We start from the raw sequence: 22,070 nt of genomic DNA, 5'->3' as shown, positions 1-22,070 counted from the left end.
GTCAAATTGACCTCCAACCCTTATCCACCAAGCGCAAACAGCTATCAAATTTATAGCTTGTCGAGAAACCCGTGCACGATGTGGTCGGTATAGCGGCCGGCCACGGTCTGCACGAACAGCGCGAAGTCGCCATGCGCCTGGTCATCCGCGCGGTCCGAGATGGTGCGCACGGCGGCAAACGGCACGCCGTAGTCGAGGCAGACCTGGGCCACCGCCGCGCCCTCCATCTCGACCGCCAGCGCCTCGTGGCCTGCCGACTGCAAGGCACTGCGCAGCGCGGCGGACTCGCCGGCCGCAGACACGAAGCGGTCGCCGCTGACAATCAGGCCGTGATGCACCCGCTGTACCGGCACGCTAGATGAGACATTAAAACCTACGCCAGTCCTTGCCAGATAAGCCTCAGCCGCTTCAAAAAGCAGAGCAGTCAAGGCCGCATCGCAAGCGATCAGTGAGCGCCCATACAACGGCAGCTCGTAGCGCGGAAAGATCGGCGAGGCGTCCATGTCGTGCTGCACAAAGCCGCTGGCCACCACCACGTCGCCCACCTGCACGCCCGGTGCCAGCCCGCCGGCGACACCGGTGAACACGATGCGCGCCACGCCAAATTGCTCGATCAGGGCGGCTGCGGTGGTCGCCGCCGCCACCTTGCCGATGCGCGACAGCGCCAGCACCACGGGCTTGCCGAGCAGCTCGCCGAGCCAGAAGTCGCGGCCCGCATGGCTGATTTTTTGCGGCCGCTGGAGCAGCGCCAGCAGCCCGTGCTGCTCCTCGGTGAGGGCGCTGAGGATGGCGGTACGGCTCATGAAACGGGAGGCTCCCGGCGGCCTGGCGGGCGCGTGCCACGCACCCACCAGGCGCTGACAAGTCTTACTTCTTGTCGCGCAATTCGCGCCGCAGGATCTTGCCGACCGGCGTCTTCGGCAGATCGGTGCGGAACTCGATCACCTTGGGCTGCTTGTAGCCGGTCAGGTTGGCCTTGCAAAAGGCGCGCACCTGCTCCTCGGTCAGGGCAGGATCCTTCTTGACAATGACCAGCTTGACCGCCTCGCCTGTCTTGGCGTCGGGCACCCCGACCACGGCGCATTCCAGCACGCCGGGCATCTGCCCCACCACGTCTTCCACCTCGTTGGGGTAGACATTGAAGCCGCTGACCAGCACCATGTCCTTCTTGCGGTCCACGATCTTGAAGAAGCCGCGCTCGTCCATCGTGCCGATGTCGCCCGAGCGGAAAAAGCCGTCCGCCGTCATGGCCTTGGCGGTCTCGTCGGGCCGCTGCCAGTAGCCCGCCATCACCTGCGGGCCGCGGATGGCGATCTCACCGGGCTGGCCCGGGGGCACCTCGTTGCCGTCGTCGTCCAGCAGTTTGAGTTCGGTGTTGGGCATGGGCAGGCCGATGTTGCCGCTGTAGGCCGTGCTGTCCACCGGGTTGCAGGTGACCGAGGGGCTGGTCTCCGACAGGCCATAGCCTTCCACGATCGGGCAGCCGGTCTTCTCCAGCCACTGCTGGGCCACGGCGCTTTGCACCGCCATGCCGCCGCCGACGGAAATGCTCAGATGGCGCCAGTCGACCTTGCCGAAGTCCGGGTGGTTCAGCAAGCCGTTGAACAGCGTGTTGACGGCCGGAAAGCTGTGGAACTTGTGCTGCGACAGCTCCTTGAGCGTGGCGCCGAGGTCGCGCGGATTGGCGATCAGGATGTTGGCGCCGCCCATGTGCAGCGACAGCATCATATTGGTGTTGAAGCCGAAGATGTGATAGAGCGGCAGCGCGCAGACGGTGACGATCTGCTCGCCCGCCGGGATCTTCTTGAGGGCGGGCTGGTACCAGGCCTCGGACTGCAGGATGTTGGCGACCAGATTGCGGTGCAACAGCGTGGCGCCCTTGCTCACGCCGGTGGTGCCGCCGGTGTATTGCAGCACCGCCACGTCGTCCGCCTTGATCGACGGCTTCTTCAGGCTGCCGCGCCTGCCCTGGGCGATCGCGTCGTTGTACCGCACCGCGCCCGGCAGGTTGAACGCCGGCACCATTTTTCTCTTGTTGCGCACCACGTAGTTGACGAGGGCGCCCTTGATCAGGCCCAGCGAGTCGCCCATGGCGCACAGAACGATGTGCTTGACGGGCGTTTGCGCCACGCACTGCTCCAGCGTGGTGGCGAAGTTCTCGATGATCACGATGGCCTTGGCCCCGCTGTCCTTCAACTGGTGTTCGAGCTCGCGCGGGGTGTACAGCGGATTCACGTTGACGACCACGTAGCCCGCGCGCAGGATGCCGGCCACCGCCACCGGATACTGCGGCACATTGGGCATCATGATGGCAACGCGGTCGCCCTGCTGCAGGCCCAGGCTTTGCAGGTAGGCGGCAAAGGCCCGGGACAGGCTGTCGGTCTGCGCGTAGCTGATCGCCTTGCCCATGAAGCTGTAGGCCAGCTTGTCCGCGTTCTTCTGGAATGCGCTGTCGATCAGCTCCACCAGCGATGTGTACTGGTTCACGTCGATGTCGGCCGGGACACCGGCAGGGTAGGCGTTGAGCCAGGGGCGAGCAGTCATGAGGCGGTCTCCAAACTTTCAGCACAATGAAACACCTGCATTGTCCCTGCCGCCTCGACCTGCAGCGAGTGTGTTTTCCCTAGGGATTTCAAGGGCGCATCACTCGATGGCCTTGCCCATCTCTTCCACGATTTTCTTCGCGTCGCCAAAGACCATCATGGTCTTGTCCATGTAGAACAGCTCATTGTCCAGGCCCGCATAGCCGGCCGCCATCGAGCGCTTGTTCACGATCACGGTCTTGGCCTTGTAGGCTTCCAGAATGGGCATGCCGTAGATCGGACTGCCCTTGACCAGCGCGGCGGGGTTCACCACGTCATTGGCGCCCAGGATGATGGCCACGTCGACCTGGCCGAATTCGCCGTTGATCTCGTCCATCTCGAACACCTGGTCGTACGGCACCTCGGCCTCGGCCAGCAGCACGTTCATGTGGCCCGGCATGCGCCCCGCCACCGGGTGGATGGCGTACTTGACCGAGATGCCCTTATCGGTCAATTTCTGGGCCAACTCCTTCACCGCGTGCTGGGCGCGCGCCACGGCCAGGCCGTAGCCGGGCACGATCACCACGGTCTCGGCATTGCTGAGCACGAAGGCGGCATCATCGGCGCTGCCGCTCTTGACCGGGCGCTGCACCGCGCCGGCGGCCGCGGCGGTTGCCGTCTCGCCGCCGAAGCCCCCCAGGATCACGTTGAAGAACGAGCGGTTCATGGCCTTGCACATGATGTAGGAGAGGATCGCCCCCGAGGATCCCACCAGCGAGCCGGCAATGATCAGCATCGAGTTGTTGAGCGAGAAGCCGATACCGGCCGCGGCCCAACCCGAGTAGCTGTTGAGCATCGAGATCACGACCGGCATGTCGGCCCCGCCGATCGGGATGATGATCAGCACGCCCAGCACGAACGCCAGCACCAGCATCGCGAAGAACGCGCTCCAGCTCTCGGTCGCCATGAACGCGATGCCCAGGCCGATGGTCAGCAGGGCCAGCACCAGGTTCAGCATGTGCTGACCCGGAAACTGCACCGGCGCGCCCTGGAACAGGCGGAATTTGTACTTGCCGCTGAGCTTGCCAAAGGCAATCACCGAGCCGCTGAAAGTAATGGCGCCGATGGCCGCACCCAGGAACAGCTCCAGCCGGTTGCCGGTCGGGATCGCGGCGCCCTGCTCGAGCCCGTGCAGGAGCGCCGAGGGCTCGGCCACGGCGGCCACGGCGATGAACACCGCGGCCAGGCCGATCATGCTGTGAAAGAACGCGATCAGTTCGGGCATCTGCGTCATCTCGACGGTCTTCGCGCGCCACGCGCCGTAGCCGCCGCCAACGACCGCGCCGAGCAGCACCCAGGCCATGCCCAGCGCCTGGCCACCGGACTGTTCGACGATCAGCGCGGCCGTGGTCACAATGGCCACGGCCATGCCAAGCATGCCGAAAAAGTTGCCCCGAATCGAGGTGGTGGGGTGCGACAGACCCTTGAGGGCCTGGATGAAGCAGATCGAGGCAAACAGATACAGCAGGGTAACGACGTTCATGCTCATTTGGCGGCCCCTTTGTCAGCCGCCGAAGGCGCCGCCGGCACGGCCTTCTTCTCTTTCTTCCTGAACATCTCCAGCATGCGGCGCGTCACCAGAAAGCCGCCGAAGATGTTCACCGAGGCCAGCGCCACCGCCAGCACGCCCATGGTCTTGCCCAGGCCGGTGACGGTCAGGGCGGCGGCCAGCATGGCACCGACGATGACGATGGCCGAGATCGCGTTGGTCACCGCCATCAGCGGCGTGTGCAGGGCCGGCGTGACGGTCCAGACCACGTGGTAGCCGACGTAAATCGCCAGCACGAAAATGATCAGATTGAGAATGGTGGGTGAGACGGCGTCCATGATGTCGCTCCTGGTTGGGTCGTTATTTGCGGCGCACTTCGCCGTTCTGGGTCATCAGGCAGGCCGCCACGATGTCGTCTTCCAGGTCGATCTTGAGCGCACCTTCCTTGGTGAGGATCAGCTTGAGGAAGTCGAGCACGTTGCGCGCATAGAGCGACGATGCATCGGCCGCCACCAGTGCGGGCAGATTGGTCTCGCCGACCAGCGTCACGCCGTATTTCACGACGGTGCGGTCGGTCTCGGTCAGCGGGCAGTTGCCGCCGCCATCGGGGCCCTTGCCGGCCGCAAGGTCCACGATCACCGAGCCCGGCTTCATGGACTTGACCATCTCCTCGGTGATCAGCACCGGGGCCAGACGGCCCGGAATCAGCGCCGTGCTGATCACGATGTCAGCCTGCGCCACACGCTTGGCCACCTCGACCTGCTGGCGCGCGAGCCAGCTCGGCGGCATCGGCTTGGCGTAGCCGCCGACGCCGGCCGCCGCTTCGCGCTCCTCGTCGGTTTCATAGGGCACATCGATGAACTTGCCCCCTAACGACTCGATCTGCTCCTTCACGCTGGGGCGCACGTCGGAGGCCTCGATCACGGCGCCCAGCCGCTTGGCCGTGGCAATGGCCTGCAGCCCGGCCACGCCGACTCCCAGGATCACGACGCGGGCGGCCTTGACCGTGCCGGCCGCCGTCATCAGCATCGGGAAAAAGCGCTGGTAGCCGTCGGCCGCCATGATGACGGCCTTGTAGCCCGCGATGTTGGCCTGGCTGGAGAGCACGTCCATGCTCTGCGCGCGGGTGGTGCGCGGTGCGGCCTCGAGCGCAAAGCCGGTGAGTTGGGCGCCGGCCAGGCTTTGGAGGCCCGCCGCATCGAACGGGTTGAGCATGCCCACGACCGTGGTGCCGGGCTTCATCAGTGCCAGTTCACCGCCGAACGGGGTTCGCACCTTGAGCACCAGCTCGCAGCCAAAAGCCCCCGGCGCATCGGTGATCTGCACGCCGACCGCGGCATAGGCTTCGTCGGTGACGCTGGCGGCCACGCCGGCGCCCGACTGGACATGCAGCGTGTGGCCCTGGGCGATGAGTTTTTTGGCCGTCTCGGGGGTGACGGCAACGCGGGTCTCGCCCACCGTGGTTTCGGCAGGTACGCCTATCTGCATGGAGCGTCTCCTCTCGTTGTTGAATCTGGGTTTACCTCAAGCTTACATTACTTCGCACAGCGTTCGAACCGCGTTGCCCTATGGCTACGGCCAGCAGGCCGGAGACATTCCCGTTGCCGGCACAATGTATCAACCGACAGGAATCACCTTCACGAAAGCAAGCCATGCACCTTCCGCGATCTGCCGCAACGCTGGCGCTTGTGCTGGCCACCGGTGCCGCCCGGGCCGCCCTGGGCGGCCATGCCACCGACGTTCCCGCCGATGCCACGCGGCTGCAGGCGCGCGCCTTCTCGGCCCAGACCCGGGCCGGTACGGCCACCGGTGCGGCCTTCACACGCCATCAGATGACGCTGCCGGCCGGCGGCAGTGCCGTGGAGTTTGTGGATGCCAGCGGCAATGCCTTCGCGGTGTCCTGGGCGGCGCCCATCATGCCCGACCTCTCGGTGCTGCTGGGCAGCTACAAGGCCAGCCTCGACGCCGCCCAGCAAGCCCCACACACCTTGCGTTCACCGCGCCTGCTGCAGGCGGACGACGGGGACTGGGTACTGGTCTCCACCGGCCACCTGCGGGCCTACAGTGGCTATTCCTATCTGCGCTCCAGACTGCCCGCCGGATTCGACCTGCAGGAGCTTGCGCAATGACCACTACCCCGAAACGCGTTCCCGCGGCTTGCGGCGCCGACGCCTGGACCCGGTTGCCGCAATGGAGCTTCGCTTTTCTGCTGGCCTGCGCCGTGGCCGCCTGTGGAGGGGGTGGAGGCACCTCTGCCGTCCCCACCGCGTCGACCAGCTCTACTGCGCCATCCGCCAGTGCCGGCGATGCCAACGCCGTGCCCATCTATGTCGATGGCGGTGCGTCGGCATCGACCAGCGCCATCCCCAACGCGATCTTCACGGACATCGAGATCTGCGCACCAGGGAGCAGCAGCAACTGCGCCATCATCCATCACGTGCTGGTGGACACCGGCTCGGTGGGCCTGCGTTTGCTGGCTTCGGCCGTCAACACGGCCAACGCCGCGTTGCTCGGGGCGCTGCCCCAGGCGTCCACCGCTGCGGGTTCGGTGGTTGGCGAATGCCTGCCCTTCGTCTCCGGGGTGGCGTGGGGTGGCGTGCGCCTGGTGGACATGCATTGGGGCAGCTCCGGCTACAACGGCAACGCGGCACTCAACATCCCGATCCAGCTCATTGGCGACACCGACCCGCGCGTCGCCGCGACGCCGTCGAGCTGCACGGGTCAGGGCACGCCGCTGCAGAGCGCCAGCGCCCTGGGCGGCAACGGCGTTGTCGGCATCGGCCTGTTCGCACAGGATTGCGGCGCAACCTGTGCGCAGGTCGCGGCACCGATCTACTACCAATGCGCAGGTGCAGGCGCCGGTTCGTGCAGTGCCATTGCCATGCCCGTGGCCCGGCAAATCCCGAACCCGGTGTCTGCCGCGACCAGTGACAACAATGGCAGCCTGATCAGCCTGCCGGCCGGCGCCGCGCCGCAGGCCAGCGGCCTGCTGGTGCTGGGCATCGGCACACGGGCGAACAACGCCTTGCCGTCTGCCAGCGCGGTTCTGCAAGCCGACGCGGGCGGCTATTTCACGGCCAGTTTCAACGGCAACACGCTGCCCCGCAGCTTCATCGACAGCGGTTCCTCCGCCAACTTCATGCCCACGACCGGCACGGTCAGCCTGCCCGCCTGCGCCTCGGGCTCGCTGGCAGGCACGGGCTATCTGTGCCCCGCGTCGTCGGTCACCCTGATCGCCACCAACACCGGGCAATCGGCCACTTCGGCAACGGCCAATGTGCTCGTCGTCAATGCCAACAGCGCGGCGGCCGCCAACCCCGGCTACAACGTCATTCCCGGCCTGGCAGCAGACGGTGGCAGGCTCGGCAGCAACCCCACGCTGGATCTGGGTGCCAGCTTCTTCTTCGGGCGCACCATCGCCACCCTGATCGAGAACCAGTCGGCGCCCGGTTTTTTGGTGACCGGCCCGGCGTTTGGCTATACACCGTAACAAGGGGTTTCGCTACCGGATGTGACCCATCCGCCGGGCGGCCCCGCGGCGGCGATCCCGTCATACCCGGGGATAATCCCATGCCTATGGACAAGCGCAACAGCGGGCAGCGGGTAGTCGTCGGTTTGAGCGGAGGCGTGGACTCTGCGGTCAGCGCGCACCTGCTCCAGCGGCAGGGCTACGAAGTGATCGGCATCTTCATGAAGAACTGGGAAGATGACGACGACAGCGAGTACTGCTCCTCCAACATCGACTTCGTGGACGCCGCCGCCGTGGCCGACGTGCTGGGTATCGAGATCGAGCACGTCAACTTTGCCGCCGAGTACAAGGACCGGGTATTTGCCGAGTTCCTGCGCGAGTACCGGGCCGGGCGCACGCCCAACCCCGACGTGTTGTGCAACGCCGAGATCAAGTTCAAGGCCTTCCTGGACCACGCGCTGCGGCTCGGCGCCGACAGGATTGCCACCGGGCATTACGCCAGGGTCCGCTACAACGAAGTCAGCGCCGGCTACGAACTGCTCAAGGGGCTCGATCCGTCCAAGGACCAGAGCTACTTTTTGCACCGGTTGAACCAGGCGCAACTGGCCAGAACGCTGTTCCCGGTGGGCGAGCTGCACAAGACCGAGGTGCGCCGCATCGCGGCCGAGATCGGGCTGCCGAATGCGAAAAAAAAGGACTCCACCGGCATCTGTTTCATCGGCGAGCGGCCGTTCCGCGACTTCCTGAACCGCTACATCGCGAAGGAACCCGGCCCGATCAAGGACGAGCGCGGCCGCGTGCTGGGCCAGCACCAGGGCCTGAGTTTTTATACCCTGGGCCAGCGCCAGGGACTCGGCATTGGCGGCGTGAAGGCGCGCGGCGCGCCGCGCGGGGGCGGCGAGCACGCGCCGTGGTTCGTGGCGCGCAAGGACATCGCCCACAACACGCTGTGGGTGGTGCAGGGCCACGAGCATCCGTGGCTGCTGTCGCACACGCTGGCCTTTGAGGATGCGAGCTGGGTCGCGGGCGCGGCGCCCACCGCAGCGCCCGATGCCGGGAGCGCCCCCGCCTCCCTCGCGCTGGCCGCCAAGACCCGCTACCGCCAGCTGGACGCCGCCTGCACGCTGGCCTGTGGCGCCGATGGCGCGCTGCACCTGAGCTTTGGCGCGCCGCAGTGGGCGGTGACGCCCGGGCAGTCGGCCGTGCTGTACGACGGCGAGGTCTGCCTGGGCGGCGGCGTGATCACGGCCAGCGCCTGAAACAGGCATGAAATCGGCCTCAAATCCTTATTCAGTTTCCACTTTTAGCTACTATTTCGATAGTACGCAATAGGCTGCAAAAAAGGCAATCTACAGCACCATTTCGAGGTAGGTGTAGAGGTAGTTCGAGCCGCCGTTCACATTGCCCAGCAGGCTCGATGAGCCAAAAATCCCGGAGCGGTGCGACACGCCAAACCCAAGGTAGGTGTCTTTCAGTGCGCGCGAGCCGATCAGGTCGCCCACGCTGACGTCGATCGTCGGCTCCAGGTAGTTGAGCACGCGCGAGGTGGCGGCCAGGCTGCTGGCCTCGGCATACGGCACATGCTGCGCCACCGAAACACCAGCGCCAAACCCGAGCCGCGTGCGCACCCGCGCGCTCCACGGGAAGCCGTAGTAATAGGCCTTCATGAAGACATCGGCCTGCCAGCCATTCGGCTGCAGGCCGCTGTCGTTGTGGCGCAAGAGCCCGACGTAGCCGACGAAATCGAGCGGCCAGCCACCCAGCTTTTCAATGAAAGGCTTGCCGACCTGCACGCCCGTTTCGCTGGTCGGGTGGACATTGTCGATGCTGGCGCACTGCAGCGTCATGATGCGGATCAGGTGACAGCCGTCGGCCGCCGCCGCGCCATGCAGCACCTTCACATACGTGGGCGAACGGGTCCCCTCCCAGGCTTTCTCGCGGCTGCCGAAGTCGTAGGCGGCGCCGACGAACACGGCCGGGTAAACGCCTTGCCGCACGATCGGGCTGGCGCGTACCGCGCGGGACAGCCGGGTGACCGAAACACCGCCGAGCAGTCGCCAGCGCTCGGACAGGTCGTACGAGCCATACAGCGCCATCGAGGTGTCGATGCCGGCGCCGGGCGCGTAGGCCGGCCGCCCCGGCATGGCTTCGGCCGGCGCCACGCCGTAGTAATAGTTGTTGAGCTTGGCGTCGCGCGCCGACAGCGTCACGCTCGGGCGCAGCGCCAGCCGGCCCGAGCGCCAATCGAAGGCGTAGGCCAGGCGCAGCTCGCTGCCGCTGGAGGCGTCCTCGACGTCGTGCAGCAACTCGGCCTGCACGGTGCCCCACGGCTGGCGATAGCGCCACGACATGCCGAGGTCCACGCTGGGTACGCGCGGCGCCATGCCGGCCAGGCTGGGCGGGATCCGGTCGGCGGGAAAACCGTCGAAGCGGCGATCCAGAAAAATGTCGACGCGCTGGGTCTCGTTCTTGAAAACCTTGAACCCGCCGCGACTGGCGTGCAAAAACAGCCGATCGCCTTCGTACAGGTACAGCGGCAGCAGGTCATAGCGCGTGCCGCCACCCACATAGGGTGAGCGCTCCATGCGCGTCATGGCGCCCAGCCCGGCACTGCCGGGGATGGTCAGGAGGTCGCTCAGGGGGTCGGTGTTGGCGCATGCCGCTGTCGCCAGCAGCAGACCCAAGGCCCCGGCGACGGCGCGCCGGACGCCGCGCCACCGATCAGAACGGGATATCGTCATCCATGTCGTCGAAGCCGCTGGCCGACTTGGCCGGGGCCGCAGCGCGCGGCGCGGGAGCGCCGGCGCGCGCAGCGGGCGCCGGCGCCCGCGCATAGCCACCACCGCCCGCATCATCCGCGCCGGGGCCGCCCATGCCCTGGCGGCTGCCCAGCATCTGCATCTGGTCGGCGCGGATTTCCGTGCTGTATTTTTCGATGCCGTCCTTGTCGGTCCACTTGCGTGTGCGCAGGCTGCCTTCGACGTAGACCTGCGCGCCCTTGCGCAGGTACTGCTCGACGATTTCGGCCAGCCGGCCGTTGAAGACGACGCGGTGCCATTCGGTCGCCTCCTTCATCTCGCCGGACTGCTTGTCTTTCCACTTGTCGGTGGTGGCAATGGTGACATTGGCGACCCGGTCGCCGCTGGGGAAGGTGCGCACTTCCGGATCGCGGCCCAGGTTGCCGACGATGATGACTTTGTTGACGGATGCCATGATGCCCTGCCTTGTAAGAAGCTACAGAAATACGCACAACCCGGCGCATAAAACCCGATTGTGCCGCAAGCGGCCGCCGCGCCGACCAGGCGCAGGGACCGCCCGTGAGAGAATACAGGGCTGGCACAAGTGTCCCCCCGCCCGACGTCCGGCAAACCCCCGGAACCCGTTGTTAAACGGGCTGCAGGGCTGGCCGAGGCCCGGCGGACCTGGCACAACCTGTGGGCCGCCATGGGGCGTCGTCTGGCGCGCCGAGTGCCGCTCACGCCAGACCGACCAACCGAACCATCGACCTCATGGCTATCACAGCTTCGCCAGAAACCTTCCAGAAGATTCCCCGAATCAGCATGAACGCGCAGGAGCGCCGATCCAGCATCACGCTGGCATCGATCTACGGCCTGCGCATGCTCGGGCTCTTCCTCGTCCTTCCGGTTTTTGCCATCTACACCAGCACCCTGCCCGGCGGCGGCAATCAGTTTCTGGTGGGCCTGGCACTGGGCATCTATGGCCTGACCCAGGCGGCCCTGCAAATTCCCCTTGGGCTCGCGAGCGATCGATTTGGACGCAAACCGGTCATGATGTTCGGCCTGGTCATTTTTGCGGTCGGCTCCTTCATGGCCGGCACCTCGCACACGCTGGGCGGCATTATTGTGGGCCGGGCGGTACAGGGAGCCGGGGCCATCTCGGCCGCCATTTCCGCCATGATCGCCGACTCCACCCGGGACGAGAACCGCACCAAGGCCATGGCCATTGTCGGCATGACCATTGGCATGAGCTTCATCGTGTCCCTGATTGCCGCGCCGCTCCTGTATCACTTGATTGGCGTGCCCGGCATGTTCATCCTGACCGGGGTTCTGGCGGTCCTTGCAATTGCGGTGATCAAGTGGGTAGTGCCCGACATGCCCATGACCACGCACGCCAAAGAGCGGCACGCGTCCGCGCCGCGCGACTCCGTCTTCACCGCCGCCCTGCTGCGCCTGCACTTCAGTATTTTTGTTGTCAATTTCACGCAGGTGGCAATGTTCGTGGTGGTGCCCGTGGCCCTGGTGCAGAACGCGGGCATCGCCGTGCAACAGCATTGGATGGTTTACCTGCCCGTGACGCTGGGGTCGTTCCTCGTGGCCGTTCCGGGGATCATCTGGGCGGAGAGTCGCGGTCACATGCGCCCCGTATTTATTGGTGCGGTGGCGCTCATGACATTGACGATGCTCGGGTTTGCTTTCGATTACACCCGGCCGGTGCCGCTGATTGCTGCCCTGTTTTCGTTCTTCGTCGCATTCAACCTCATGGAGGCGCTGATTCCGTCGCTGGTGTCGCGCACGGCCCCGCCGGCACGCAAGGGCCTGGCGCTCGGCATTTACAACACCGCCCAATCGCTCGGGCTGTTTGCCGGCGGCGCGTTGGGCGGGTGGATTGCAAAAGCCTGGTCCGGCGAGGGCGTTTTCCTGGCCTGCGCGGCCCTATCGCTGGTCTGGCTGTTTGTGGCCTGGTCCATTCAACCGCCCCCGAAGTCTGCCCATTGACCTTGCCGGTTCGCCGGCCGGCCGGGCGCCACACCGCCTGGTGCGAGCGACTATCATGGTGGGTTTCCCCGAACGCGCACGATTTTGAACTCTCCCTTCGACGGCCCGCCCATCGATCCCGCTGAAAACGGCCAATACCTGGCCCGGGCGCTGCAGCAGCAGCGCATCAGCATTCGCGGCGCGCGCACGCACAACCTCAAGAACATCGACCTCGACATTCCGCGCAACCAGCTGGTGGTGATCACGGGGCTGTCCGGCTCGGGCAAGTCGAGCCTGGCCTTCGACACGCTGTATGCCGAGGGCCAGCGCCGCTACGTCGAGAGCCTGTCCACTTACGCGCGCCAGTTTTTGCAGCTGATGGACAAGCCCGACGTGGACCTGATCGAGGGCCTGTCGCCGGCGATCTCCATCGAGCAGAAGGCCACCAGCCACAACCCGCGCTCCACCGTCGGCACGGTGACCGAGATTCACGACTACCTGCGCCTGCTGTTCGCGCGCGCCGGCACGCCCTACTGCCCGGACCACGACCTGCCGCTGCAGCAACAGTCCGTGAGCCAGATGGTCGATGCGGTGCAGGCGCTGCCCGAAGACACGCGGCTGATGATCCTCGCGCCCATCGCGCGCGACCGCAAGGGCGAATTCCTGGACGTATTTGCCGACCTGCAGGCGCAGGGCTACGTGCGTTTTCGGGTCGACGGCGCGGCGTATGAATACGACGACCTGCCCAAGCTCAAGAAGGCCGAGAAGCACAACATCGACGTGGTGATCGACCGCGTTAGGGTACGGCCCGATCTGCAGCAGCGGCTGGCCGAGAGCTTCGAGGCGGCGCTGCGGCTGGCCGATGGCCGGGCCATCGCGCTGGAGATGGACAGCGGCCGTGAACACCTGTTCAACGCCAAGTTCTCCTGCCCCGTGTGCGGCTACTCCATCAGCGAGCTGGAGCCGCGGCTGTTTTCCTTCAACTCGCCGGTCGGCGCCTGCCCGGCCTGCGACGGCCTGGGCTCGCAGGAGTTTTTCGACCCCGCCCGCGTCGTCGCCTTTCCCTCGCTGAGCCTGGCCAGCGGCGCCATCAAGGGCTGGGACCGGCGCAACGGCTACTACTTCGCGCTGCTGGAGAGCCTGGCCAAACACTACAAGTTCGACCTGGAAGCGCCGTTCGAGACGCTCGAGCCGCACATCCGCCAGGCCATCCTGCACGGCTCGGGCGAGGAGGAGATCCGCTTCAGCTATGTGATGGATTCCGGTGCCTCGCAAGGCAAGAAGGTCAGCAAGAAGCACCCGTTCGAGGGCGTGATCCCGAACATGGCGCGGCGCTGGCGCGAGACCGACTCGGTGCTGGTGCGCGAAGACCTGGCACGCTACCGCAGCACCCAGCCCTGCGGGGAATGCGGCGGCACGCGGCTCAAACGCGAGGCACGGCACGTCAAGGTGGGCGAGGGCGCGCAGGCGCGCGCCATTTTCGAGATCAGCCGCGCCACGCTGCGCGACAGCTTTGCGTATTTCAGCACCCTCAAGATGCACGGCGCCAAGGGCGAGATTGCCGACAAGGTGGTGCGCGAGATCGGCCTGCGGCTGAAATTTCTCAACGACGTGGGGCTGAACTACCTGAGCCTGGACCGCAGCGCCGAAACCCTCAGCGGCGGCGAGTCGCAGCGCATTCGCCTGGCCTCGCAGATCGGCTCGGGCCTGACCGGCGTGATGTACGTGCTGGACGAGCCCAGCATCGGCCTGCACCAGCGCGACAACGACCGTCTGATCGGCACCCTAAAACACCTGCGCGACATCGGCAACAGCGTGCTGGTAGTCGAGCACGACGAGGACATGATGCGCGCGGCCGACCACGTGATCGACATGGGACTGGGCGCCGGCGTGCACGGCGGGCGCGTGATCGCGCAGGGCACCTTCGAGCAGGTCAAGGCCAACCCCGACTCACTGACCGGCCAGTACCTGGCGGGCGTGCAGAAGATCGCCGTGCCCACGCGGCGCACCCCATGGCTGCCAACCGTGGCCCCGGCCACCGTGGAGAAGAAAGGCCCGTCCCGGTTTCCCCCGAGCGCCGCCGGGGTCGCGCGCGCCGAACGTCAGGCGGCGCACCTGTCGACCCAGGGCGAGCTGCAGTCGCTGCGCGTGGTGAACGCCACCGGCAACAACCTGCGCGGCGTCACAGTGGCATTCCCGGTCGGGCTGCTGACCTGCGTGACCGGCGTCTCGGGCTCGGGCAAGTCCACCCTGGTCAACGACACGCTGTACACCGCGGTGGCACGCACGCTGTACCGCGCCCACGACGAGCCGGCGCCGCACGAGGAGATCCTCGGCATCGAGCATTTCGACAAGGTCATCAACGTGGATCAGTCGCCGATCGGGCGCACGCCGCGCAGCAACCCGGCCACCTACACCGGGCTGTTCACGCCGATGCGCGAACTGATGGCCGAGATGCCGATGGCGCGCGAGCGCGGCTACGGCCCGGGGCGCTTTTCGTTCAACGTGGCGGGCGGGCGCTGCGAGGCCTGTCAGGGCGACGGCGTGGTCAAGGTCGAGATGCACTTCCTGCCCGACGTCTACGTGCCCTGCGACGTCTGCCACGGCCAGCGTTACAACCGCGAAACGCTGGAGGTGCTCTACAAGGGCAGGAACATCGCGCAAATCCTCGACCTCACGGTCGAGGCGGCGCACGAATTCCTCAAGGCCGTGCCCAACATCGCGCGCAAGCTGCAGACCCTGCTCGACGTCGGCCTGTCCTACATCAAGCTCGGCCAGGCCGCCACCACGCTGTCGGGCGGCGAGGCGCAGCGCGTCAAGCTCGCGCTCGAGCTGTCCAAGCGCGACACGGGCCGCACGCTGTACATCCTGGACGAGCCGACCACCGGCCTGCACTTCGCCGACATCGCCCTTTTGCTCAAGGTGCTGCAGCACCTGCGCGACGCGGGCAACACCATCGTCGTAATCGAGCACAACCTGGACGTGATCAAGACCGCCGACTGGATCATCGACATGGGCCCCGAAGGCGGCGCCGGCGGCGGCCTGGTGGTGGGCGTGGGCACGCCTGAGGCGATCGCGGCCAATCCGGACAGCCATACGGGACGCTACCTGCAGCGGCTGCTGTCCCACGAGACGCCCGAGGCGGCGCGGGCCGCGGCATGACGCACCGTCGCTTCAGCCCCGGCGATCTGCTGGCCGCGCTGGCCGTGGTGGTGATCTGGGGGTTGAATTTTGTCGCCATGAAGTTCGCGCTGCACGACTTCACGCCGTTCCAGCTGGGCGCGGCGCGCTTCGCGGCGGCGGTGCTGCCCCTGGTTTTTTTCATCCGCCCACCGCGGCTGCACTGGAAGTGGGTCGTGCTGTTCGGCCTGTTCCAGGGCTTGGGGCAATTCGGCTTTTTGTTCATGGCGCTCAAGGTCGGCATGACGGCGGCGCTGGCCTCCGTGCTGATGCAGACCCAGCTCTTTTTCACCGCGATATTCAGCTTCGTGCTGCTGCGTGAACGCGCCACCCGCGCCCTGCAGGCCGGGCTGCTGCTCGCGGCCCTGGGGCTGGTTTGCTTCGCTATGAACTACATAGCGCCTCATCTCGACACCGCGCGGGCTACCACCGCTTTGGGCTTTGTACTCAACCTGGGTGCCGCGGCCATGTGGGCGGGCTCCAACATCGTCGCGCGCAAGGCGCAGCAGGCCACCCCGCAGTTCGACGCGCTGGCGTTCGTGGTCTGGAGCAGCCTGGTGCCGATCGTGCCCTTCATCGCGCTGTCCATGGTGTTCGACGACGGCGCCACACGCTGGCTGCACCTGGCCAGCTGGCGCGCGGTACAGCCAAGCACCTGGTTCGCCATTGCCTACCTCGGCTGGGCCGCCACCACCGGGGCCTATGGGTTGTGGACCGCCCTGCTGAAACGCCACGCCGCCAACCGCGTGGCGCCCTTCGGACTGGGTGTGCCGGTGGTGGGATTGGCGGCCGGCATGCTGGTGCTCGGCGAGAGCGTTACCGCCTGGCAATGGGCCGGCATTGCGCTGGTGGTTGCGGCGCTGGCTTGCGTCCTGTTTGGCGACCGGTATCTGAACAAAAGGAGCTTCCAGCCCTTGCCGGAGCAGCCCATCAAGCTACTGGATCAATAGCAACCAGGATTCAGCCCCGAGCCGCCTGCAGCACGTCGCGCGTCTTGCGCGCCGCGCGCCGCGCGGCCTCGGCAAAGCCTTCGCCCGACGACGCGTACAGGATGGCGCGCGACGAGTTCACCACGATCGGCGCGTCGGCGCGCCAGCCGGCCCTGACCGTGGCCGCCGCATCGCCGCCCTGCGCGCCGACGCCGGGAATCAAGAGCGGCACGGTGGGTGCGAGCGCGCGCACGCGCTCGATCTCGGCGGGATAGGTCGCGCCCACCACCAGGCCAAGCTGGCCATTCAGGTTCCACGGCCCCTGCGCGAGCCGCGCCACGTGCTCGTACAAGAGCGGCTCGCCGGGCACGCTGGACAGGCGCTGGTTTTGCAGATCGTCGCCGCCCGGGTTGGAGGTGCGGCACAGCAAAAAGGCGCCCTTGCCCTCGTATTTGAGGTAGGGCTGGATCGAATCGAAGCCCATGAAGGGCGACAGCGTCACCGCATCGGCGCCGTAGCGCTCGAACGCCTCCCTGGCGTACTGCTCGGCCGTGCTGCCGATGTCGCCGCGCTTGGCGTCCAGGATGACGGGCACCTGCGGCGCATTGCGGCGCAGATGTTCCATGAGCCGCTCGAGCTGGTCTTCGGCGCGGTGCGCGGCGAAGTAGGCAATCTGCGGCTTGAAGGCAATCACCAGGTCGGCCGTGGCATCGACGATGGCGGCGCAGAAGTCGTAAATCCGGCTGGCGTCGCCCTTGAGGTGGTCCGGGAACTTGGCCGGTTCGGGATCCAGCCCCACGCACAGCAGGGAGCCGTTGCGGCGCTCGGCGCTGTGCAGCATGTCGAGGAAGGTCATGCCCGCAATTTTACGGTTACCGGCACAATCGGCCCCCATGCACGCACTTTCCCGGCGCCAGCTCGTCACCCTGGCCTTGCTGACCCTGATCTGGGGCCTGAACTGGCCGATCATGAAACTGGGCGTCACCGACTTCCCGCCGCTGACCTTTCGCATGCTGTCGATGTGGCTGAGCCTGCCGGTGCTGTGGCTGGTCTTGCGCGGGATGAGGGTGCCGCTGGGCATCGCGCGCGAACACTGGCGCGAGCTGTTCTGGCTGGCCTTCGCCAACATGTTTATCTGGCAGGGCCTGATCATCCTGGCCGTGAAGTCGCTGTCCAGCGGGCGCGCGGCGATCCTGGGCTACACCATGCCGATCTTCTCGGCCGTGCTGGGCGCCCTGTTCTTTGGCAACAAGATGCTGCCGCGCGCCTGGGCCGGCGTGGTGGCGGCGGGCGCCGGCGTGGTGCTGCTGCTGTGGTACGAATTCACGCACCTCACGGGCAGCCCGCTGGGCGTGATGGAGGCCCTGGTTGCAGCCGCCGCCTGGGCGGTCGGCACGCAGATGCTGCGCCGCACGACCCTGCCGGTGGCCACGCTCACGCTGTCGTTCTGGATGACGGCGCTGTCCACCATCGTCATGACGTTGCTGGCCCTGCTGTTCGAGGCATCGCAGTGGAAGACGCCGTCCGGCGCGACCTGGGCCGCGATCCTGTTCAATGCCGTGCTGGTCTTCGGCTTGGCCCAGGCCGCGTGGTTCTCCCTGGCGCGCGGCCTGCCGCCGGTGGCCTCCACGCTGAGCGTGATGCTCATCCCCATCCTGGGCGTGTTCAGCGGCGCCGTATGGCTGCACGAGGTGCTGCACTGGCAGGACTGGACGGCCGTGGTGCTGATGGTGGCGGCGATCGGCTCGGTGCTGGCGCCGGCGCCGGCGCGCAGGGCCTGAGCCTGCGCGGCTTCAGGGCGGCTTATGCCGGCGCGTTGGCCGGCTTCGCGCTGGCAGGCCGTGTGCGCGAGGGTGGCAGGTAGCGGTCGAGCGCGAGACCGTCGGTACGAATCTCGGGCGTTTGGCCCGTCACCAGGTCGGACACCAGTTTTCCGGAGCCGCAGGCCATGGTCCAGCCCAGGGTGCCGTGGCCGGTGTTGAGGAACAGGTTGGCATAAGGCGTCGCGCCAACGATGGGCGTGCTGTCGGGCGTCATGGGACGCAGGCCGGTCCAGAATTCGGCCTTAGGCAGGTTGCCGCCCGGAAACAGGTCGCTCACGACGAGTTCCAGCGTCGCGCGCCGGCGCGGGTTCAGGCGCAGGTCAAAGCCCGCCAGTTCGGCCATGCCGCCGACCCGGATGCGCTTGTCGAAGCGGGTGACCGCCACCTTGTAGGTCTCGTCCAGCACGGTCGATTGCGGCGCCAGCTCGGGGTTGAGCAGCGGCACGGTCAGCGAGTAGCCCTTGACCGGATAGACCGGAATGTCGAGCCCCAGCGGCGCCATAAAGTTGCGCGAATAGCTGCCGAAGGCCAGCACGTAGCGATCGGCCGTCAAGACCTGGCCGCCCGCGCGCACGCCAGTGATGCGACCAGCGTCAAGGACCAGGCCATCGACCGTCTGGTCGAAACGGAAATCCACGCCCAGCCCCCGCGCGAGCGCGGCCAGGCCCTGAGTAAACATGTGGCAATCACCGGTTTCATCGTTCGGCAGGCGCAGGCCGCCCGCCAGCCGCTCACGTGCCTGGGCCAGGGCCGGCTCGGCAATGGCGAGCTGGTCGCGATCGAGCAGCTCGTAGGGCACGCCGCACTCCTGCAGCACGGCCACATCGCGCTGCACCGCATCGAGCTGCGCCTGCGTGCGAAACAGCTGCAGCGTGCCGCCGGTGCGCTGCTCGTACTCGATACCGGTATCCAGACGCAACTGGCGCAGGCAGCCGCGGCTGTATTCGGCCACGCGCATCATGCGTTCCTTGTTGACGGCGTAGCGGTCGGCCGAACTGTTTTTCAGCATGGCCGCCATCCAGCGCAGCTGGAACAGGCTGCCGTCGGGCCGAATCGACAGTGGCGCATGCTTCTGGAACATCCACTTCAGTGCCTTGAGCGGAATGCCGGGTGCGGCCCAGGGCGTGGAATAGCCGGGCGAGACCTGGCCGGCATTGGCAAAGCTGGTCTCCTGCGCCGGGCCGCTCTGGCGATCGAGCACGGTGACCTCAGCGCCCGAACGGGCCAGGTAATAAGCCGTCGTGGTGCCGATGACACCGCCGCCCAAAACGATCACTTTCATGGCATACCCCACAGTTAACAAGATATGTGGCTAGTTTATTAATTTGATTGCCACAAGATTCACTGAAATAATCAAACAATTGAGATATTTCAGCTGAGCTTCTTTCGTTCCAGCCATTGGAGAAGTGAAATGACCGACCTCGACCGCACCGACCGCAAAATCCTCGACATCCTGCAGCGCCAGGGGCGTATTTCCATGACCGATCTGGCCGAACAGATCGGGCTATCGACCTCGCCGTGTTCCGAGCGCGTGCGGCGCATGGAGCGCGAAAAGGTCATCACCGGCTACCACGCCCGGGTGGACCCCGCGGCGCTCGGCAAGACCTTGCTGGTGTTCGTGGAGATCACGCTCTCGTCCAAGTCGGGTGACGTGTTCGACAAAGTGCGCCAGGAGCTGCTGCATGTGCCCGAGGTTATGGAGTGCCATTTGGTGTCGGGCAGCTTCGACTACCTGGTGAAAGCACGGCTGGGCGGCATGAGCGAGTACCGCCATTTGCTCGGCGACATCCTCAAGAAACTGCCCGTGACGGCCGAATCGCACAGCTACGTGGTGATGGAAGAGGTCAAGGAAAGCCTGTATCTGCCGGTGGATCGCTGACGCGACCGCGGCCGCTCTCACAGGCGCTCAAACGTCCCCGCATCGCCTTCCCCGCCGAAATATTGGTTCAGCGCCCGCTGGAACACCGGCTCGTCCGGCGCCACCTGCGCAAACAGCGTCATCGACGAGTGGAACTTGAGATCGTCCGGCGAGCCGAAGATCTGCAGCGCCGTGCGGCCTTCGACGGCCAGCACGAGTTGGGTGCACTCCTTCAGCCGCGCCCCGAGCAGCGCGTGGCGCCAATAAGCCTCGGCCTCGGCCCTCGAGGCGATGCCGAAGTGCTGCGCGATGGCACTGCGGCCCAGTCCCTTGAGCTGCGGAAACACGAACCACATCCAGTGACTGCTCTTGCGGCCGGCCGCCAGCTCGATGCAGACCTGTGGGTAAACCGGGTTTTGCGCTTGCACGAAGCGCTCCAGGTTATACGGGTCGGCCATGTTCACTCCTTGAGGGTGCCAGCGCCGAAGAACTTTCTCGCACAACGTGGGCTGGAGCACAGACGAGAACACACCTCAAGGCGCCCAATCAAGGCACTGGCGTGTGCTCCAGCATCCCTGTCGGGGGCGGGCAGCGCCGCAGGAGCTTGTATGTATATCGGTATTGGCACTCTTCTTGTCATTATTCTTCTATTTGTCCTGCTACGCTAAAGCGCTTCAGGCCCGGCGCTGGAGCACCTCAAGCGCCAGGCACAGGTCGGCCCAGGCCTTGGCCTTGTCGGGCAGGTTGCGCAGCAGGTAGGCCGGGTGGTAGGTCGCGATCACCGGCACGCCGCGGTACTGGTGCGGCTGCCCGCGCAGCTTGCCCAGCGGCAGCTTGTGCACCTCGGGTACCGTGGCCTGCAGCAGCGCGTTCACGGCGAAGCGGCCCATGGCCAGAATGATTTTGGGCTCAAGCAGTTCGATCTGCCGGCGCAGGTAGGGCTCGCACTGCGCCACCTCCCCCGGCTCAGGGTTGCGGTTGCCGGGCGGGCGGCATTTGATGACGTTGGCGATGAAGACGTTGGCGTGGCGGTCCAGTCCGATGGCCTTGAGCATATTGTCGAGCAGCTTGCCGGCCGGGCCGACGAAGGGCTCGCCCGCCAGGTCTTCCTTTTCGCCGGGCGCCTCGCCCACGATCAGCCAGTCGACCTGCGGCGCCCGGCCGGGCGCAGGCGCGGCCGGGCCGACGCCGAACACCGTGTTGTGGCGGCCCTCGCACAGCCTGCAGGCGCGGCAGCCGGCAACCGCGGCCTGTAGCGCCGGCCAGTCCATGGTGGCGATGCCGGCGGGTAGTGGCTGCAGCGCCGGCGCCGCCCGATCTTCTGAAGGTTTCAGGTCTGCAGCCCTTGCTGGTCGTTTGCTGGCAGCTATTGATTCAGGAGCGACCGGTGGAATGGCCGCACGCGGCACGGCGGCGGATACGGCCGGCGCGACCATGGCAATGCCTTCCACCTCGGCTTCGGCGGCCGCTGGCGGCCACCAGACCGGGATATTCATCTCCGCCAGCATGGCGCGCTGGCGTTCGTCGAGGTCCAGCCTCACAGCTTCAGGCTCATGACGATGGCATCCTCGCGCTTGCCCTGCACGGCGGGATAGTAATTCTTGCGCTGGCCGACGCGCCGGTAGCCGTAACGCTCGTAAATCTGCTGCGCGCGGTAGTTGCTGATGCGCACCTCCAGCCACAGCCACTGGGCGCCTTGCGCGCGCGACCACAGGGTGAGCGCGTCCAGCATCACGCGCGCCCAGCCCTGGCCCTGGTGCACCGGCGCGACCGTGATGTTGAGCAGATGCACCTCATCGACGCCGCGCATCGCCACGAAGTAGCCCAGCAGGTTCTCGCCCGCCGTGAGCAACTGGGCCTGGTAGCCGGCCGCCAGCGAGTCGGCGAAGTGGTGGCGCGCCCACGGATGCGCATAGGCGATCTGCTCGATGGCCACGACCTCGTCGATGCGCGCCGCGGTCAGAGGCTCGAACTGGGCTTCCAGGGTTTTCAGGACGGCACTCATGGCACAGGAGAGGTGGAAAG

Annotated in this window: 20 protein-coding genes; 8 read left to right on the top strand and 12 right to left on the bottom strand. The window is 66.4% G+C overall.

Annotation, left to right across the window (positions count from 1 at the left end; all coding sequences use genetic code 11):
- Nucleotides 1–50 precede the first annotated feature (50 nt).
- The 5 genes from EUB48_RS00985 to EUB48_RS00965 all read right to left on the bottom strand — a co-directional run bounded on the left by EUB48_RS00985 (nucleotide 51) and on the right by EUB48_RS00965 (nucleotide 5,559).
- A complete protein-coding gene (locus EUB48_RS00985) occupies nucleotides 51–803 on the bottom strand; it encodes a 5'-methylthioadenosine/adenosylhomocysteine nucleosidase (protein ID WP_142817123.1) in 753 nt (250 codons plus the stop codon).
- Between the two features lie 64 nt (nucleotides 804–867).
- Entirely contained in the window at nucleotides 868–2,544 is a 1,677-nt protein-coding gene (locus EUB48_RS00980) for a long-chain-fatty-acid--CoA ligase (RefSeq protein ID WP_142817122.1), read from the bottom strand.
- 99 nt (nucleotides 2,545–2,643) lie between these two features.
- Nucleotides 2,644–4,071, bottom strand: a complete 1,428-nt coding sequence (locus tag EUB48_RS00975; protein WP_142817121.1) for an NAD(P)(+) transhydrogenase (Re/Si-specific) subunit beta — start codon at nucleotides 4,069–4,071, stop codon at nucleotides 2,644–2,646.
- The gene (locus tag EUB48_RS00970) at nucleotides 4,068–4,409 is read right to left on the bottom strand and encodes an NAD(P) transhydrogenase subunit alpha part 2 (RefSeq protein WP_142817120.1); all 342 of its coding nucleotides are present in this window, start codon (nucleotides 4,407–4,409) and stop codon (nucleotides 4,068–4,070) included. The genes EUB48_RS00975 and EUB48_RS00970 overlap by 4 nt, the downstream gene beginning before the upstream one ends.
- A gap of 22 nt (nucleotides 4,410–4,431) precedes the next feature.
- Nucleotides 4,432–5,559: a Re/Si-specific NAD(P)(+) transhydrogenase subunit alpha gene (locus EUB48_RS00965; RefSeq protein WP_142817119.1), complete on the bottom strand. Its 1,128-nt coding sequence runs from the start codon at nucleotides 5,557–5,559 to the stop codon at nucleotides 4,432–4,434.
- Nucleotides 5,560–5,723: 164 nt separating this feature from the next.
- On the opposite strand from EUB48_RS00965, the gene EUB48_RS00960 reads away from it, so the two are divergent.
- The 3 genes from EUB48_RS00960 to mnmA all read left to right on the top strand — a co-directional run bounded on the left by EUB48_RS00960 (nucleotide 5,724) and on the right by mnmA (nucleotide 8,799).
- Nucleotides 5,724–6,200 carry a DUF2844 domain-containing protein gene (locus EUB48_RS00960; protein WP_168226679.1) on the top strand — a complete coding sequence of 159 codons (477 nt, stop codon included), beginning with the start codon at nucleotides 5,724–5,726 and terminating at the stop codon, nucleotides 6,198–6,200.
- Nucleotides 6,197–7,561 carry a DUF3443 family protein gene (locus EUB48_RS00955; protein ID WP_142817117.1) on the top strand — a complete coding sequence of 455 codons (1,365 nt, stop codon included), beginning with the start codon at nucleotides 6,197–6,199 and terminating at the stop codon, nucleotides 7,559–7,561. The genes EUB48_RS00960 and EUB48_RS00955 overlap by 4 nt, the downstream gene beginning before the upstream one ends.
- 86 nt (nucleotides 7,562–7,647) lie before the next feature.
- Nucleotides 7,648–8,799, top strand: a complete 1,152-nt coding sequence (gene mnmA / locus EUB48_RS00950) for a tRNA 2-thiouridine(34) synthase MnmA (RefSeq protein WP_142821038.1) — start codon at nucleotides 7,648–7,650, stop codon at nucleotides 8,797–8,799.
- Nucleotides 8,800–8,889: 90 nt separating this feature from the next.
- On the opposite strand, the gene EUB48_RS00945 is transcribed toward mnmA, so the two are convergent.
- Both EUB48_RS00945 and ssb read right to left on the bottom strand, forming a co-directional pair.
- Nucleotides 8,890–10,281: a MipA/OmpV family protein gene (locus EUB48_RS00945; protein WP_142817116.1), complete on the bottom strand. Its 1,392-nt coding sequence runs from the start codon at nucleotides 10,279–10,281 to the stop codon at nucleotides 8,890–8,892.
- On the bottom strand, nucleotides 10,262–10,753 hold the full coding sequence (gene ssb, locus EUB48_RS00940) for a single-stranded DNA-binding protein (RefSeq protein ID WP_142817115.1): 492 nt from the start codon (nucleotides 10,751–10,753) through the stop codon (nucleotides 10,262–10,264). Before ssb ends, EUB48_RS00945 begins: the two co-directional genes overlap by 20 nt.
- A gap of 296 nt (nucleotides 10,754–11,049) precedes the next feature.
- Here ssb and EUB48_RS00935 point away from each other — a divergent pair, with 296 nt between their 5' ends.
- The 3 genes from EUB48_RS00935 to EUB48_RS00925 all read left to right on the top strand — a co-directional run bounded on the left by EUB48_RS00935 (nucleotide 11,050) and on the right by EUB48_RS00925 (nucleotide 16,385).
- Nucleotides 11,050–12,276: an MFS transporter gene (locus tag EUB48_RS00935; RefSeq protein ID WP_244618290.1), complete on the top strand. Its 1,227-nt coding sequence runs from the start codon at nucleotides 11,050–11,052 to the stop codon at nucleotides 12,274–12,276.
- A 111-nt stretch (nucleotides 12,277–12,387) separates the two neighbouring features.
- Nucleotides 12,388–15,417: an excinuclease ABC subunit UvrA gene (gene uvrA / locus EUB48_RS00930; RefSeq protein ID WP_244618460.1), complete on the top strand. Its 3,030-nt coding sequence runs from the start codon at nucleotides 12,388–12,390 to the stop codon at nucleotides 15,415–15,417.
- On the top strand, nucleotides 15,414–16,385 hold the full coding sequence (locus tag EUB48_RS00925; RefSeq protein WP_142817113.1) for an EamA family transporter: 972 nt from the start codon (nucleotides 15,414–15,416) through the stop codon (nucleotides 16,383–16,385). Before uvrA ends, EUB48_RS00925 begins: the two co-directional genes overlap by 4 nt.
- A 10-nt stretch (nucleotides 16,386–16,395) precedes the next feature.
- Here the strand turns inward: EUB48_RS00925 and pyrF are convergent, their stop codons facing one another.
- A complete protein-coding gene (gene pyrF / locus EUB48_RS00920; protein WP_142817112.1) occupies nucleotides 16,396–17,220 on the bottom strand; it encodes an orotidine-5'-phosphate decarboxylase in 825 nt (274 codons plus the stop codon).
- A gap of 37 nt (nucleotides 17,221–17,257) precedes the next feature.
- On the opposite strand from pyrF, the gene EUB48_RS00915 reads away from it, so the two are divergent.
- Complete coding sequence (locus EUB48_RS00915; RefSeq protein WP_142817111.1) at nucleotides 17,258–18,145, top strand: DMT family transporter; 888 nt, start codon at nucleotides 17,258–17,260, stop codon at nucleotides 18,143–18,145.
- 22 nt (nucleotides 18,146–18,167) lie between these two features.
- On the opposite strand, the gene EUB48_RS00910 is transcribed toward EUB48_RS00915, so the two are convergent.
- The gene (locus tag EUB48_RS00910) at nucleotides 18,168–19,469 is read right to left on the bottom strand and encodes a D-amino acid dehydrogenase (protein WP_142817110.1); all 1,302 of its coding nucleotides are present in this window, start codon (nucleotides 19,467–19,469) and stop codon (nucleotides 18,168–18,170) included.
- A gap of 129 nt (nucleotides 19,470–19,598) precedes the next feature.
- Between EUB48_RS00910 and EUB48_RS00905 the strand changes: the two genes are divergently transcribed.
- Entirely contained in the window at nucleotides 19,599–20,066 is a 468-nt protein-coding gene (locus EUB48_RS00905; protein ID WP_142817109.1) for a winged helix-turn-helix transcriptional regulator, read from the top strand.
- Between the two features lie 17 nt (nucleotides 20,067–20,083).
- Here EUB48_RS00905 and EUB48_RS00900 read toward each other — a convergent pair whose 3' ends face one another.
- From EUB48_RS00900 to rimI, 3 genes are all read right to left on the bottom strand, one after another.
- Nucleotides 20,084–20,503, bottom strand: coding sequence for a DUF1810 domain-containing protein (locus EUB48_RS00900; protein ID WP_142817108.1), 420 nt, complete (start codon nucleotides 20,501–20,503; stop codon nucleotides 20,084–20,086).
- A gap of 216 nt (nucleotides 20,504–20,719) precedes the next feature.
- On the bottom strand, nucleotides 20,720–21,580 hold the full coding sequence (locus EUB48_RS00895; protein WP_244618459.1) for a uracil-DNA glycosylase: 861 nt from the start codon (nucleotides 21,578–21,580) through the stop codon (nucleotides 20,720–20,722).
- Nucleotides 21,581–21,582: 2 nt separating this feature from the next.
- Complete coding sequence (gene rimI, locus EUB48_RS00890) at nucleotides 21,583–22,050, bottom strand: ribosomal protein S18-alanine N-acetyltransferase (protein WP_077561813.1); 468 nt, start codon at nucleotides 22,048–22,050, stop codon at nucleotides 21,583–21,585.
- Nucleotides 22,051–22,070: the final 20 nt, after the last annotated feature.

This window comes from Rhodoferax sediminis, assembly GCF_006970865.1.
Classification (GTDB): domain Bacteria; phylum Pseudomonadota; class Gammaproteobacteria; order Burkholderiales; family Burkholderiaceae_C; genus Rhodoferax_A; species Rhodoferax_A sediminis.
The sequence above is the reverse complement of the archived record's forward strand: the minus strand, read 5'-3'. Positions and strand labels throughout refer to the sequence as shown.